Below are 14,749 nucleotides of genomic sequence, written 5' to 3' on the forward strand. Positions count from 1 at the left end.
TTCAGGAAAGACGAGTGCGGATCCAGCGGACGCCGAGCCCGGCGAGCAGCACGGAGGCCGCGAGGAAGAGCGCCGTCTCGATGCCCTGCAATAGCCAGAACCGCTCTTCGGGCTGGTAGACGATCCGTTGCCGGTAACCCTCTCCGGCGAGTTTGGCGAAGCACTCCGCGGACGGCAGCGGACGCTGCGGCGCCGGCCCCGGCGGAGGAAGGCACTCCGCCAGCCAGGCCGGGGGTTTGACCACCTGGCCGCGACCGTCGACAGTCTCGTTGGACAGCATCCACGCGCCCTTCGGACCGGACACAGTCAGCAGTTCGAACTCGCCTTTGTCGGTGAGACCCATCCGTGCGATGTTCGACGCGGTGATCGGCACGGTTTGCTCGGTCGCGGGCAGGACATACGGCCGCACGAAGAACGGCACCGCTAGCTGCACGACCGCGAAAATCGCCAACGTAGCGGCCATCGCCACCAGTGTCCGGCGCACCAGCACGCCGAGCACAACCCCGAGCACGAAAGCGAAAACGGCATAGCCGATGGGCACGATGGCGCGAGCGCCGAAGACCGCGGGCGAGAGACGCACGGAGTAAGAACGCGTGCCGGTGACCACGCTGTCGACCGAACTCGACCACCACGTGACGGCAAGACTGAGCGCCCCGGCCGCGATCGCAGCGGCAAGCGCGCCCGCGACGAGCTTCGTGCCCAGCCACCGCTTCCGGGTGACGGTCTGGTTCCACACCAGACGGTGGGTGCCCGCCTCCACCTCGCGGGCGACGAGCGGCGCACCCCAGAAAACACCGATGACCGCGGGCAGCGCGTACAACACGACAAGGCCGCCGTAATACAGCAGGCCTTCGGTTTGCGCGAGCCCTCCGTCGCCGGGACTCGGCCTTCCGACGACCACCAGGATCGCCGCGAGAACACCGAGGAGGCCGTACAACGCGAGCGCTTGAAGCCGGAATTGCCGCCAGGCCAGCCAGATCATCGGAGCACCGCCAGCGCCGGGCGGCGTACGGCATCGCCGCTCAGATAGGCGAGCACGAGGTCTTCGAGGCCGAGTTCGCTGACCGTCCACTGTGGATCAAGAATCGGCGCTTCGGTGCGGACGAGCACGGTGGACTGCCGGTCGGTGTGACTCGCGGAGACGACATGCTGCTCCGCGGGCAGCGTGGCCACATCGCGCCGGGGCCCGGTCAGCCTGCGGTGTGTCGCCAGGATCCCGTCCACCTCGCCGTCCAGCCGCACCTCGCCGCCGACGAGCACGACCAGGTGGTCGCAGACGCGTTCCAGATCGGCCACCAGATGCGAGGACAGCACGACGCTGACGCCGTCCTCGGCGACGATTTCCATCAGGCTGGCGAGAAACTCGCGCCGGGCGAGCGGGTCGAGCGCGGCCACCGGTTCGTCCAGCAACAGCAGTTCAGGGCGTTTCGCGATGCCGAGGGTGAGCGCGAGCTGGGCCCGCTGCCCGCCGGAAAGCTTCCCCGCCCGCCGACGCGGATCGAGTCCCCAGCGCTCGATCCGGGCGCGCGCCAGCGCGTCGTCCCACCGCGGATTGAGGCGAGCGCCGAGCCGCAGGTGCTCGGCGACGCTCAACCCCGGGTAGACCGGTGTTTCCTGCGCGACGAAAGCGACCTTCGCCAGCTGCTCGGGCCCGCTGCCGGGCACGCCGCCGCACACCTCGACGGCACCGGTCGTCGGCGTCAGCATCCCGGCCGCGAGGTTCAGCAGCGTCGACTTCCCGGCGCCGTTCGGGCCGACCAGCCCGGCGACCCGCCCGGCCGGGATGTCCAGCGTGCAGCCGGACAATGCCCAGTTCCGGCCGTACCGTTTGCCCAGCGCCCGTGCCCCCAGTGCCGCGGTCACGCCGTTTCGCCTTGGGCAGCGCTGTGCAAAGTCGTCGTGAACAACGCCTCGATGCCTTCGCCGTCGAGACCGGCCAGCCGGGCTTTGGCCAGCCACTTCCGCAAGTCCCGCCGCAACGAGCCGACGACGGCGGGCGGCGGTCCGGCGAGCGTGGCCGTCACGAAGGTGCCGACGCCGGGGCGGGCCGCGACGAGTCCGTCGTGTTCCAGCTCCCGGTACGCCTTGAGCACCGTGTTCGGGTTGATGACCAGCTGCGCCACGACGTCCTTGACCTTCGGCAGCTGGTCGCCCTCGCTCAGCAGCCCCAGCCGCAGCGCGTGCCGCACCTGCTGGACCAGCTGCTGGTAGGGCGAAAGCCGCGACGCGGCGTCCAGATGGAACTCGATCACTAGTTCCTCCATTTATCTATCTAACTAGCACTATAGGTAAATGGAGGAACGCTGTCGACCGGCCCGGCTACCCGCGGACTGCCTCGCGTTCCAGATACCGCCCCTGGGCGTGCTCGGCGAAGCCGAACTTCCGGTAGAGCTCGTGCGCGTCCGAGGTGTGCAGCATCCAGCGGAAGTTCGCCCCTGGCCCGTTGTCGATCATTTCCCGCACGATCTCCTTGCCGAGCCCCGCGCCGCGCGCGTCCGCCACGACGAACACGTCCGCGAGATACGCCATCGCGACCCCGTCCGAGAACGCCCGCGCGAACCCGACCAGACGGCCGGTCGCCGCTTCGTACGCCCCGACTACCCGCCAAGCAGTCCGCACCTGCTGCTCGACCTGCTCCCGGTTCCGCCAGCGGGCCCAGTACGCCTCGGCGGACAGGAACTCCCACACGACATCCAGGTCCACCCGCGCGACGTCGTCATCCAGCTCATAGCCACCCACAGTCCTCATGGCAGCAAGGTAATCAGCCAGGTCAAGCGGGTTTGAGCAAGTAGTCCACCACCGGCCGCAACTCCTCCGCGGACGGCGGCTCGTCGTCGATCAGGCCCTGGATCAGCAGGCCGTCGATGCCCGCCAGGAACACTCGGAACGCGACCTCGTCGTCGTGCCGGACCATTGACGTCAGAACATCCAGCCAGCGCCGCGCGGCCGGGCGCAGTTCGGGTTTACGAGCGGCCAGCAGGTACAGCTCGTACTCCGCCATCGTGCGCCCGCGGCGAGGGCCCAACGCCTCCGCAAGCAGGCCAGCCACCTCTTCAGCGCCCCGGCTGCCGCGCGAGCGGGCGCGGTCGATCATCCAGTACACCTCGGTCGCCATGTCGCGCGCGCACGAGATAAGCGTGGCCACGAGCAGGTCGTCCAGCGAGGAGAAGTGATAGGTCGTGGACGTCGTCGGCACACCGGCTTCCAAAGCGACCGTGCGGTGCGTGACCCCGGCGACGCCGTCGCGTTCGATCACGCGCAGGGCCGCTTCGATGATCTCCGTCCGCCGCTTCTCGCCGCGGACCTTGCGGCCGTCGGTCTGGATTTTCACGACTGGCTCCCGACCTCGATGAGCACCACCCCGCCGATCACGAGCACCAGCCCGGAGATCACCGCGAGGTTGATCGGTTCCTTCAGGAACAGCACGCCGACCAGCGCGACCAGCGCCACGCCCGCCGCCGCCCAGATCGCGTAGGCCACCCCGATCGGCAGCCCGAGCTTCAGCACCCGCGACAGCGCGAAGAACGCCAAGCCGTACCCGACGACCACGAGGATCGATGGCGTCACCTTGGAAAAGCCCTCGGAGAGCTTGAGCGAAACAGTGGCGGTCACTTCTGCGGCGATGGCCAAAGCGAGGTACAAGTAAGCACCCATAGCAAAACAAAGTACCTGAACGATCGTCCCACTTGCTAGCGAGGCGTGCACCACATCGGTGGGACTTGGGACCGTCGGACCGGTTACCCATCAGTAAGAAGCGTTACCCTGCTCGGCACCGGCGCGCTCGCGCGGCGGCACCACCACACCGGACGAAAGGCACCCGACGATGGGCGCTGTACAGCTGACGCTCGGGGGGATTTCCGTCCTCCTGGGCATCGTCGCCTGGGGAATGTTCATCGCGACCATTGCCCGCTTCGTGCGGGTGATCAAGCTCGGCCAGCCGGACGCGACGCGGGGCGGCCCGTTCGTGGCGCGGATGATCACCCTGGTCAAGGAGTTCGCGGCGCACACCCGCATGGCGAAGTTCCGCCAGGTGGCCCCGTGGCACTGGATGGTCATGTGGGGCTTCCTGATCGGGTCGCTCGCGCTGTTCGAGGCCTACGGCGAGGTGTTCGTCCCGACCTGGGGCTGGCCGATCCTCGAGGACTGGTCGCTGTGGAGCCTCCTGATGGAGCTGCTCGGCGTCGGCACGGTCGTCGGCGGCGTCGCGCTCGCGATCATCCGGCAGCTGAACCACCCGCGCCGCGCCGACCGGATGTCGCGCTTCGCGGGCTCGAACTTCAAGTGGGCCTACTTTGTCGAGGCCGTGGTGATCGTCGAGGGCATCGGCATCATCGGCGTGCGCGCGGCGAAGGCCGCGATGGGCGTCCACGAGACGCCGACCTGGGCCGCGTTCGTGTCGAACCCGCTCAGCGAGCTGCTGCCCTCGAGCGCGGCGCTGGTTTCGGTGTTCGCCTTCATCAAGCTGATGAGCGCCACGGTCTGGCTGATCGTCGTCGCCCGCACGATGACGATGGGCGTCGCCTGGCACCGGTTCAGCGCGTTCTTCAACATCTACTTCAAGCGCGAGGCCGACGGCGGCGTCGCGCTCGGCGCGGTCAAGCCGATGATGAGCAAGGGCAAGGTGCTCGACCTCGAAGAGGCCGACCCGGACGAGGACACCTTCGGCGTCGGTGCGATCGAGGACTTCAGCTGGAAGGGCTGGCTGGACTTCTCCACCTGCACCGAATGCGGCCGTTGCCAGTCGCAGTGCCCGGCGTGGAACACCGGCAAGCCGTTGTCGCCGAAGCTGCTCATCACGCAGCTTCGCGACCACGCCTACGCGAAGGCCCCGTACCTGCTCGCGGGCGGCAAGCGCGACATGGCTGGCGACGAAGTCGGTTTGTCCGGGGACAACATGTACGCGGGCATCGACGTCCTCGCGATCGCTGAGTCGCAGAAGGCGCTCGTCGGCGATGACGGCGGCGTCATCGACCCGGACGTCCTGTGGTCCTGCACCTCCTGCGGCGCCTGCGTCGAGCAGTGCCCGGTGGACATCGAGCACGTCGACCACATCGTCGACATGCGCCGCTACCAGGTGATGATCGAGTCGTCGTTCCCCACGGAACTGAACGGCATGTTCAAGAACCTGGAGAACAAGGGCAACCCGTGGGGCCAGAACGCCAAGGACCGTCTGCAGTGGACGGAAGACCTCGACTTCGAGGTCCCGGTGTTCGACGGCGATATGGGCGACGCGGAGTACCTGTTCTGGGTCGGCTGCGCCGGCGCGTTCGAGGACCGCGCGAAGAAGACCACCCGCGCCGTCGCGGAACTGCTGCACATCGCGGGCGTCAAGTACACCGTGCTCGGCTCGGAGGAATCCTGCACCGGTGACCCGGCTCGCCGCGCGGGCAACGAGTTCCTGTTCCAGATGCTGGCGCAGCAGAACGTCGAGGTGCTGAACTCGGTGTTCGAGGGCCGGGAACGCAAGGCGCGCAAGGTGGTCGTCACCTGTGCGCACTGCTTCAACACCCTCGCCAACGAGTACCCGGAGCTGGGCGGCCAGTTCGACGTCGTGCACCACACGCAGCTGCTGAACCGCCTGGTGCGCGAGAAGCACCTGACGCCGGTCGCACCGGTCGCCGAGGACGTCACCTACCACGACCCCTGTTACCTGGGACGGCACAACAAGGTCTACGACGCTCCCCGCGAGCTCGTCGGCGCGTCCGGTGCGCAGCTGCGCGAAATGCCGCGGCACGGCGACCGCTCGATGTGCTGCGGCGCGGGCGGCGCGCGGATGTGGATGGAAGAGAAGATCGGCAAGCGGATCAACGTCGAGCGCGTGGACGAGGCGCTCGGCACCGCTCCGTCGAAGATCGCCACCGGCTGCCCGTTCTGCCGCGTGATGCTCACCGACGGCGTCACCTCGCGCCAGAGCGACGGCCTGGCGAGCGAGAAGGTCGAGGTCGTGGACGTCGCGCAGCTGCTGCTCACCTCGGTGAAGCGCAAGCCGGAACCGGCGCTGGTCGCCTCGGGCGCGCCGTCGCTCGACGAATCGGACGCGGAACTGTCGGCCAAGCCGGATGTCCCGACGGACGAGAAGCCGACCGGAACGCCGTTGCCCGAGGGCGACGACTGACTCGGTCAGCACTGAAGACGGCCCTTCCAGCCTCGCGCTGGAGGGGCCGTTTTCGTCTGGGGCCATTACGCTTCCCGGCGTGAGCGACGAATCGGAAGGCGGCGGCGAAAGCACTCTCACCGTGGTTCTGGCCGGCGGGGTGAACCTGGCCATCGCGGTGCTGAAGCTCGTCGCGGGCGTCATCACCGGGTCGGGCGCGATGCTGTCGGAGGCCGCGCATTCGGTCGCCGACACCATCACCGAGGTGCTGCTGCTCACCGCGTTGAAACGGTCGGAGCGGCCGGCTGATCGCCGCCATCCGTTCGGGTACGGCAAGGAGCGGTACTTCTGGTCGCTGCTGGCCGCGGTGTCGATCTTCGCCTCCGGCGCGGTTTTCGCGCTGTACGAAGGATTCGCCACCGTTTTCGGGGAGGGCGAGGAGCAGACCAAACCGATCGTCGGCTACGTCGTGCTGGCGATCGCGTTCGCGCTCGAATCGGTGTCGTGGACGCAGGCGGTCCGCCAGGTCCGTCGCGACGCGAAGGCCGAGCAGCGGCCGTTCTTCGCCTACCTGCGGATGATCGACGACCCGGCCCCGAAGACGGTGCTGTTCGAGGACTCGGCGGCGCTGGTCGGCCTGTTACTCGCTTTCGCCGGGATCGGGCTGCATCAGCTGACCGGTTCGAGCGTGTGGGACGGCATCGCGTCGATCCTCATCGGCGTGCTGCTGGCGTGCGTCGCGTACCTGCTCGGCAGCACGAACCGCGGTCTGCTGGTCGGCCGTCAGGCGGATCCGCGCCTGGTCCGCGGCATCCGGGACCACCTCGGGGCCGCGCCGGAGATCGACGCGCTGGTGGATCTGCAGACCATGCTGATGGGCACCGACCACGTCCTGGTCTGCGCCCGCGTGGACTTCGACGACGCTCTCGGGGCCGCCGACCTGGAACACGCGTGCGTGCGGCTGGCGGCCGAATTGAGCGAGCGGTTCCCGGACGTCGCGGAGGTGTTCATCGAGCCGGTGCCGCGGACGGACGAGAAGCTGCGCGCGACCGTGCTGGCCCGGTACGGCCTCCCGCCGCGGCCGACTCAGTAGCCGAAGTCCTGCGTCCAGTACCAGCCGTCCGTCGCGACGCCGACGCCCAGTTTCGTCAGCGAGCAGTTGAGGATGTTCTTGCGGTGCCCGCTGGAGTTCATCCACATCTGCATCACCTGGTCCGCGCTGGTCGCGCCCTTCGCGATGTTCTCCGCACCCGGCTTGGAGTAGCCGGCGGCGGTGATGCGGTCGGCGAAGCTGTCGCCTTCCGGGGTGTCGTGGGAAAAGTAGTCGCGGTTGGACATGTCGTCGCTGTGTCCCTGAGCGGCTTTGTCGAGGTGCGACTCCTCGGTCACCGGGTCGCAGCCCGCTTTGCTTCGCTCGTCGTTGACCAGGCTGATGACCTGACCCACCAGCGTCGGCGAACTGCGCGGCTTCGGTGACGGCTTCGCGCTGCTGCTCGTCGGAGTGTCCTCTTTGGACTCCTCGGTGGGCGGCGGAGGCGGCGCGGGCTTGGCCGACGTCGACGGTGTCGTCGTGGTCGCGGGAGCGCTGGAGCTCGGTGTCGCCGACGTGGAGGACGCCGGCGACACCGCGAAGGGCCGCAACGCACCCGCGGACAGCCCGCCATTGCGCGTCTCTGGGACTGCGACGCTCAGTGTGTCGAGGTGCCCGGAGCGCAGCGCGAAGGTTCCGCCAGCTGCCCCGAGCCCCCCGAAGAGAACACTGAGAGTCACACTCACGACCCGGACGCGCACACTAATGGAGGACACAGCCGCGGAAACTATCACGAACTGATTACGATGGTTACCTCCAAATGGCGCAGCGGCCGGACACCCACTACCCAGCGTCGAGAACCTCGATGTACCCGTCGGTCCCGTTGACCCGGATCCGCTGCCCGTCCTTGAGCAGCCGCGTCGCGCCTTGGACCCCGACGACCGCGGGCAGGCCGTACTCCCGCGCGATCACCGCGCCGTGCGTCATCAGGCCGCCGACCTCGGTCACCAGGCCGGTGATCGCGACGAACAGCGGCGACCAGCTCGGGTCCGTGTACGCCGTGACGAGGATGTCGCCGGGTTCGAGATCGGCGTCGGCGAGATCCAGGATGACGCGGGCTCGTCCCTCGATGGTCCCGGCGGACACCGGCAGCCCGACCAGCGCGCCTTCGGGCAGGTCGTCGCGGCGGTAGCTTCCGGAAACCGCGTCGCCGTCCGACGTCAGGACCCGCGGCGGTGTCAGCGATTCGTAGGACCGGAACGCTTCCTTGCGCTGCCGGATCAGCTCGCGGTCGACCTCGTTCGTCCGCACGACCTCCTGGAATTCCTGCAGCCGCAGGAAAAAGAGGTCCTCCGGCTCGTCGAGCACCCCGGCCGCCACCAAGCGTCCGGCCTCGCCCAGCAGAGCTTGCTTGTACACGAAATAGCGGCTGACCATGCCGTACTTCGGGTACTCGCGGTATCCGGTGAACGTCCGGACGCGCTCGATCATCCGCTCGGTCTCTTCGGCCTTCGCCTCGCCGTCCGCCAAGGCACGCAAGCGTTCCAGGACTTCCTGGGCCTTGTCCAGCGCCTCCCGCCGCCCTTGGTCGAAGCGGCGCTGCCCGGCTCCCGGCTCGAAATTTTTGATGTTGGACAACAACATCGGCACCAACGCGACCGGCTGTTCGCTCCACCGCGGCCGGGTAATGTCGATCTCGCCGACGCAGCGCATGCCGTACTTGTCGAGGTACCCCTGGATCGCCGCGCGCGATTCCTCCCCGCCGGCCAGCTTGGGCAACTCGTCGAGGAAACCGTTGTCCTCGACGTCCCGCAGGAACGCGACGACCTCGGGATGCGTCCGCAGCACGTCCGCGACGTCGAGGAGCGCCAGGCCCATCTCCGCGGTGATGTTGTGCGGAACGGACTGGGTGAGCGTGTCGGCGACGTTCTTCTCGTCGAGCCAGTCCTGCAGGTGCTCGTTCAGCCACCAGGACGCCTGCATCGCCGCGGTGAACACCTCGTGGCTGCGCGGATCGAAGAGAATCCGGCGCATTTCCTTGATGTCCTCGAAGACGAAGTCGAGCAACTCGCTGCCGGACTTCGTCGCGATTTCGCGCCGCAGCGCGGTGATGGAGTCCTCGCTGTGCTGGATCAGCTCGGTGACGACCGCCGGATCGGTCTCGATGGTGGCCGGTGCGGCACCGGGGACCGGCTCGCCGGGTCCGTCGTCCTCGGCCAGCGGGACGAAGCCGTCGCGGGAGAGGACGGTCTCCAGCGCGTCGCCTGTCAGCGGGTCAGATTTCCCTATCATCGCGACGAAACTGGTGCGGCTCTTGGGCACGGACAGCAGCGCGGTGGCGTCCGCGAACAGCCGCCCGCCGGCCTCGGCCATCGGCCGCGGGGTCGTCAGCTGCCAGACCGACAGGCCGAGCGGCTTCATCGCGTCGGTCATCATCTGCTGGTGCCCGACGGAGAGGTAGACGTGGTTTCCCTCGTCGGCGGCCTCCGGGATCGGGAACAGCGTCGTGATGGGGCGGCTTTGGACGATCTGGAACGCGTCGTCGGCAAGGCACCACTCGATGTCCTGCGGACGACCGAAATGCGCTTCGATCGTGCGGCCGAGTGCCACGAGCCGCAGCACCTGCTCGTCGGTCAGCGCGGCCTGTTCCTGCTGGTCCGCGGCGATCTGCTGCTCTTCGGTGCCGCCGCCCTCGACGGCCAGGATGGCGCGCTGCTTGGCGGCGATCGCCTTCTCGACGATCGCGCCGTCGCGCACCTGGTAGCTGTCGGCGTTGACCAGGCCGGAAACCAGCGCCTCGCCGAGGCCGAAGCTGGCCTCCACGGTGGCGATCTTCCGGTTGGACGTCACCGGGTCGGCGGTGAAGGCGACCCCGGCCACCTGCGGAAAGACCATCTGCTGCACGACCACGGCCATGTGGACCTTCCGGTGGTCAAAGCCGTTTCGCAGCCGGTAGGTCACCGCGCGTTCGGTGAACAGCGACGCCCAGCACCGGCTGATGTGCCGCAGGACCGCCTCCGCGCCGATGACGTTCAGGTACGTGTCCTGCTGACCGGCGAAGGAGGCTCCCGGAAGGTCCTCCGCGGTCGCGCTCGACCGGACCGCGTAGGCGCGTCCGTCCACGAGCGCGTCGGTGATCTCCGCCGCCAGATCGTCCGGAATGGCGATGGCTTCGAGCGCCTGCCGGACCTCCGCGCTGCCTTCGCTGATCGCGTCCCGGTCGTCCGGGTTCAGGTTCGACAACCGCTCCAGCGGCTTCGCCAGTTCCGGCGCGTTCTCCATGATCCGCTCGAACGCGTCCGTCGTCACGCAGAAACCGGGCGGCACGCGGACCCCGTCGATCCGCGCGAGTTCGCCCAGGTGTGCACCCTTGCCTCCGACGATCGCGACCTGCTCCTGGTCGATCTCCTGGAGACCGAGCACGTAGCTGCCCATTCGTTCGTTTCCCCCGTCTGTGGTCGTTCTCGGCTGGAGATTCTGCGGTACCACCCGGGTCTTGCGGCAAGCCCCCTGATGCGTTATAAGTTAAATACGGCAGGGAGACGAGTTCTCTTCTGCCTTTTCTTTTTCTCTTGTCACCGGCCGACCTTCGTCGTCGTGACGGCCTCCTTCATGACTGGACGGCCGGTCTGGTCAGTCGCGGTCGCGGTGGTCGTCGTGGTCACGTCCGCGCGCGCCGAGAGCGTGCAGGCGCGCGTGACCTGTTCGCCAGGGGCCAGCTGGGTGATGGTGAACGAGCAGGCCGGGTCCGCGTCGCGAACGGTCACCTCGTGCAAGGGCGCGTCGCCGGTGTTGCGGAGGGTGCTCACGTACGTCACCGGGTCACCCGACCGGATCGGCTGCTGCAGGTAATCGCGGCGCAGGTCTAGCGCCGGGTGGAGCACGGCGAAGTCCGCTTTTCCGGTCGCGGTGACCGGCGGACCCCACGGGGCGGCGGCGGTCGCGGTTACCGGGGCAGCGGTCGCCGGAGCGACGCACTGGTAGCGCTGGGTTCCGCCGACCGGCAGCTCGGCGAAGGCGCGCCCGCAGGCGGGGTCCGTCACGCGGACGTCGTGCAACGGCTGGTCGCCGGTGTTGGTGAGCACGACCTCGACCGGAACCGATTCGTCGGCTCGATACGCGCTGGCAGCGGCGTGTTTGGCGACGGTCAGCGCGGGTTTCTTCACCTTGAACGACGCCTCGGCGGTGGCGCTCACCGTCCGCTGCGTCGGGTCGGTGCCGGTCACCTTCGCGGTGTTCGTGAACCCGGCCGCGCCCGCGGTGATCGTACACTGGTACTCGATTTGAGCGTCCGGGGCCAGGCTCGGGATCTGGTGCGCGCAGGCCGGGGTGCGATCGTCCGCAACGGACAGCGCGGTCAGCGGGACGTCGCCGACGTTGCGGACCAGCAGCGAGAAGGTGACCTTGTCGCCCTGGCGCACCTCGTACGGCTGGGCGTCCTTCATGATCGCGATTTCCGGGTGGATGACGTCGATCTTCGCCGAACCGGACGCGGTGACCGGGCGGTTCGTCGGGTCGGTTCCGGTCAGGGTGGCGACGATGGTGAAGTCGTCCGGTTTGGCCTTCACCGTGCACTGGTAGCTCTGCGCGGCTCCGGGTTCGAGGCGGTCGAACTTCTTCGGGCAGCCCGGATCGTTGCTGGTCACCGCGATGAGCGGGACGTCGCCGGTGTTGGTGACGGCGACCGTGACGGTGAGGTTGTCGCCAGCCCGCGCGACGGTCGGATTCGCCGAGGTCATCACCGTGAGCGCGGGATGGATGACGTCGATGTGCGCGTCGGCGGACGCGGTGAGCGGCGGGCCTACCGGCGGGGTTCCGGTCACGCGCGCGGTGCTGACGGCGTCGTCGGCTGGCGCGGGGATGGTGCAGTCGTAGGTTTTGTTCGCTTTCGGGGCGAGGGTGTCGAGGGTTTTCGCGCACGGGCCCTGGTCGGCGACCTTGACGGCGGTCAGCGGGGCGTCGCCGGTGTTGGCGACCGTGATGGTGAAGGTGACCGGGTCGCCCGCGCGGAACGGGCCGCCGTGGACGGTTTTCGTCACCGCCAAACCGGGGTGCACGACGGTGAACGCCGCGTCCGCGCTGGCGGTTACGGTGCCGCCGAGCGGATCCGCGGCGGTCACCTTGGTGGTGTTCGAGTAGCCGTCGTGTCCGGCTTTAGTGGTGCAGGTGTAGTGCTGCTCTTCTCCTGCGGCCAGGCCGGGGAAGTCGCGGGCGCAGTCTGGGGTGTTCTGGTCCCCAATGGACGCCTTGGTCAGCGGGACGTCTCCGCTGTTGCGCACGGTGACGGCGAAGGTGACTTGGTCCCCTTCGCGCACCTGCGTCGGATCGACGGTCTGCGTGATCTGGACGGCGGGGTGGATGACGTCGACGTGCGCGCTCGCGTTTGCGTTGACCGGACGGCCGGACGGATCGGTGCCGGCGACCGTCGCGTCGCTGGTGAGGTCGTCGGTCGCGGGATGAGTGCAGGTGTAGGTCTGCTTGGCTTGCGGGGCAAGGGTTCCCAGCCGCTTCGCGCATTCCGGGACGGCCGGGTCGGCGACCTGGGTGTCGTGGAGTTCGGTGTCGCCCGCGTTGGTCACGGTCAGGGTGAACGTCGCGGGCTCGCCTGGGTGCACGACGGCCGGTGCCACGCTTTGCGCGAGCGTGACGAGCGGGTGGATCACGTCGATCGCCGCTTCGGTCGCCGCCGTGACCGGTGCTCCGACCGGCGGTTTCGCGGTGACCTGCAGTGCTTCGGTCACGTCGGCACTCGGCGCGGTGGTGGTGCAGTCGAACGTCCAGTTGGCTCCGGAGGCGAGTGCGTCATCGTGTTGCTGCGTACAGCCTTCGGCGCGAGCCATCGAGCTGACGGCCAGTCCGGTGAGCGGCACGTCGCCGGTGTTCGCGACGATCACGCGCACCGCGACGGCGTCGTTTTCGCGGAACGGTCCACCTTGGACAGTCGCGGTCAGGGTCACCGCCGGGTGCTGCACGGTGAACGCCGCGCTCGCCTTTGCGGTGACCGGGCGGCCGGTCGGGTCGGTGCCGGTCACGGCCAGGTCGTTCGTGAAGCCTTGCGCTCCGGCGACCGTCGAGCAGATGAACGTCTGTTTACCCTGCGCAGCAACGGTTCCCAGAGTTCGCGCGCATTCCGCGACATGGTCGTCCGCTACCGCGACGTCATGGAATTCGGCGTCGCCGGTGTTGCTTACCGTGACTGCGAACGTGACACGGTCCCCCTCGCGCACCTGCGAAGGCGCCGCGGCGACGGCTGCCGCCAGCCCGGGATGAACTACGTCGACCCGCGCGGCTGCGGTTACGCGTTGTGTCGTGCCGAGCTGATCTTTGCCAGTCGCGACAACGGTATTGGTCACGTCATCCGCCTGGGCTAACTGTTCGCACTTGTACGTCTCGACCGCGTTGGGAGCCATAGTGCCGAAATTGCGCACACAGCCCGGCACGCTGTCGTCCGCCACCGCGACGTCATCGAGCGGCACGTCGCCAGGGTTGCGCACCGTGACAGTGAAGGTGACGCGGTCCCCTTCGTGCACCTGCGCGGGAGACGCGGCCGCGGTGACCGCCAAGGCCGGGTGGATCACCGTGACGGTCGCCGAAGACTTGGCCGTGACCGGTCGGCCGGTGCCGTCAGTGCCCGTGGCGGTGATGGTGTTCGTGGTGGTCATAGCGGGTTTCGCGGTGCAGGAGTAGGTCTGCTGTGTCCCGGGCGTGAGTACCCCGAAGGACCGCGAGCACGCCGGATTGGTGTCGTCAGTGACGTCAACCGGATTGAGCGGACTGTCGCCGGTGTTGCGCACGGTGACCTTCCAGGTGACCTGGTCCCCACCGTGCACCACCGGGGGGACGGCGGCCTTCGAGACGGACAACGCAGGCGTGATGAGGGGGACTTTCGCGTCCGCGGTCGAAGTGACGACCTTGCCGAGCGGATCGATCCCCTTCACGGTCGCGCTGGCTCCGTCCGGCAGCGGAACCGTCGCCGTACAGGTGCCCACCACGGATTGCCCCGGCGCGAGAGACCCGACGGCGCGAGCGCACGAGGGGACCCCTGAGTCGCTGATGATCACGTCGTGCAGCGGAACGTCGCCGGTGTTGACGGTCTTGAGGGTGAAGGTCGCCTGATCGCCAGCACGGTAAGCCGGTTTGTCGACCTGCTGACTCAACGTCACGGCCGGGCGGAGGACGTCGACGTTGCTGCCCGCCGACGCCGTCAGCGGTTCCCCGCCGGAGCCCACGCCCGTCACCTTGACCGTCGAGACGAAACCCTTCTCCGGCGCGGCGAACGTGCATTGATAGCGCGTGGCCGCACCCGGAGCCAGGGAACCGATCTTCTTGCCGCACTGCGGGTTCTGCTCGTCCACGACGTCCACATCGGACACCGGGGTCGCGGCCGGATTCGTCACGCGCACCGTGAACGTCACCTGGTCGCCAGCGTGCACCCGATGCGGTTCAGCGACCGCGCTGACCTGCAGATCCTGCTCCTGCCGGGCAGGCACCGCTGTCGCGGCGGACGCGACCGGGGGCAGCAGAGTGGCCATCAGGCCGAGGACTAAGAGCAGACGTTTCCCGGCCGAAACCATGCGCGCAAGTTTTCCACCATCCGGTGACGTCGCGGCGATTTCCTACCCGGC

The 14,749-nt window shown here is 68.4% G+C and carries 11 protein-coding genes; 2 read left to right on the forward strand and 9 right to left on the reverse strand.

Features of this window, described 5'->3' with window-relative positions; genetic code table 11:
- Window position 1 precedes the first annotated feature (1 nt).
- Genes ACFORO_RS33980 through ACFORO_RS34005 form a run of 6 tightly spaced genes read right to left on the reverse strand, consistent with a single transcriptional unit; the run spans window position 2 to window position 3,654 of the window.
- Window positions 2–982: an ABC transporter permease subunit gene (locus tag ACFORO_RS33980; RefSeq protein WP_377871225.1), complete on the reverse strand. Its 981-nt coding sequence runs from the start codon at window positions 980–982 to the stop codon at window positions 2–4.
- Window positions 979–1,863 (reverse strand): ABC transporter ATP-binding protein, encoded by an 885-nt coding sequence (locus ACFORO_RS33985; RefSeq protein ID WP_377871226.1) that lies wholly within the window; start codon window positions 1,861–1,863, stop codon window positions 979–981. The genes ACFORO_RS33980 and ACFORO_RS33985 overlap by 4 nt, the downstream gene beginning before the upstream one ends.
- Entirely contained in the window at window positions 1,860–2,264 is a 405-nt protein-coding gene (locus tag ACFORO_RS33990) for a GntR family transcriptional regulator (RefSeq protein ID WP_377871227.1), read from the reverse strand. The genes ACFORO_RS33985 and ACFORO_RS33990 overlap by 4 nt, the downstream gene beginning before the upstream one ends.
- Before the next feature lie 55 nt (window positions 2,265–2,319).
- The gene (locus ACFORO_RS33995) at window positions 2,320–2,748 is read right to left on the reverse strand and encodes a GNAT family N-acetyltransferase (protein WP_377871228.1); all 429 of its coding nucleotides are present in this window, start codon (window positions 2,746–2,748) and stop codon (window positions 2,320–2,322) included.
- A 22-nt stretch (window positions 2,749–2,770) separates the two neighbouring features.
- Window positions 2,771–3,331: a TetR/AcrR family transcriptional regulator gene (locus ACFORO_RS34000; RefSeq protein WP_354740693.1), complete on the reverse strand. Its 561-nt coding sequence runs from the start codon at window positions 3,329–3,331 to the stop codon at window positions 2,771–2,773.
- On the reverse strand, window positions 3,328–3,654 hold the full coding sequence (locus ACFORO_RS34005) for a DMT family transporter (RefSeq protein ID WP_354740691.1): 327 nt from the start codon (window positions 3,652–3,654) through the stop codon (window positions 3,328–3,330). Before ACFORO_RS34005 ends, ACFORO_RS34000 begins: the two co-directional genes overlap by 4 nt.
- 169 nt (window positions 3,655–3,823) lie before the next feature.
- On the opposite strand from ACFORO_RS34005, the gene ACFORO_RS34010 reads away from it, so the two are divergent.
- The gene (locus ACFORO_RS34010) at window positions 3,824–6,115 is read left to right on the forward strand and encodes a (Fe-S)-binding protein (RefSeq protein WP_377871229.1); all 2,292 of its coding nucleotides are present in this window, start codon (window positions 3,824–3,826) and stop codon (window positions 6,113–6,115) included.
- A gap of 79 nt (window positions 6,116–6,194) precedes the next feature.
- Entirely contained in the window at window positions 6,195–7,187 is a 993-nt protein-coding gene (locus ACFORO_RS34015; RefSeq protein ID WP_377871230.1) for a cation diffusion facilitator family transporter, read from the forward strand.
- On the opposite strand, the gene ACFORO_RS34020 is transcribed toward ACFORO_RS34015, so the two are convergent.
- The 3 genes from ACFORO_RS34020 to ACFORO_RS34030 all read right to left on the reverse strand — a co-directional run bounded on the left by ACFORO_RS34020 (window position 7,181) and on the right by ACFORO_RS34030 (window position 14,698).
- Window positions 7,181–7,864, reverse strand: coding sequence for a CAP domain-containing protein (locus ACFORO_RS34020; RefSeq protein ID WP_377871313.1), 684 nt, complete (start codon window positions 7,862–7,864; stop codon window positions 7,181–7,183). The genes ACFORO_RS34015 and ACFORO_RS34020 overlap by 7 nt on opposite strands.
- A 103-nt stretch (window positions 7,865–7,967) precedes the next feature.
- Complete coding sequence (gene rph, locus ACFORO_RS34025; RefSeq protein WP_377871231.1) at window positions 7,968–10,559, reverse strand: rifamycin-inactivating phosphotransferase; 2,592 nt, start codon at window positions 10,557–10,559, stop codon at window positions 7,968–7,970.
- A 140-nt stretch (window positions 10,560–10,699) separates the two neighbouring features.
- On the reverse strand, window positions 10,700–14,698 hold the full coding sequence (locus ACFORO_RS34030; protein ID WP_377871232.1) for a DUF7507 domain-containing protein: 3,999 nt from the start codon (window positions 14,696–14,698) through the stop codon (window positions 10,700–10,702).
- Window positions 14,699–14,749: the final 51 nt, after the last annotated feature.

It is taken from the genome of Amycolatopsis halotolerans (assembly GCF_042647905.1).
In the GTDB taxonomy this organism is placed as follows: Bacteria; Actinomycetota; Actinomycetes; order Mycobacteriales; family Pseudonocardiaceae; genus Amycolatopsis; species Amycolatopsis halotolerans.

Bases quoted from the DNA above. Each gene is read 5' to 3' on its own strand.
- ACFORO_RS33980 (WP_377871225.1), bottom strand. From the start codon at position 982: ATGATCTGGCTGGCCTGGCGGCAATTCCGGCTTCAAGCGCTCGCGTTG.
- ACFORO_RS33990 (WP_377871227.1), bottom strand. From the start codon at position 2,264: ATGGAGGAACTAGTGATCGAGTTCCATCTGGACGCCGCGTCGCGGCTT.
- ACFORO_RS34010 (WP_377871229.1), top strand. From the start codon at position 3,824: ATGGGCGCTGTACAGCTGACGCTCGGGGGGATTTCCGTCCTCCTGGGC.
- ACFORO_RS34005 (WP_354740691.1), bottom strand. From the start codon at position 3,654: ATGGGTGCTTACTTGTACCTCGCTTTGGCCATCGCCGCAGAAGTGACC.
- ACFORO_RS33995 (WP_377871228.1), bottom strand. From the start codon at position 2,748: ATGAGGACTGTGGGTGGCTATGAGCTGGATGACGACGTCGCGCGGGTG.
- ACFORO_RS34030 (WP_377871232.1), bottom strand. From the start codon at position 14,698: ATGGTTTCGGCCGGGAAACGTCTGCTCTTAGTCCTCGGCCTGATGGCC.
- rph (WP_377871231.1), bottom strand. From the start codon at position 10,559: ATGGGCAGCTACGTGCTCGGTCTCCAGGAGATCGACCAGGAGCAGGTC.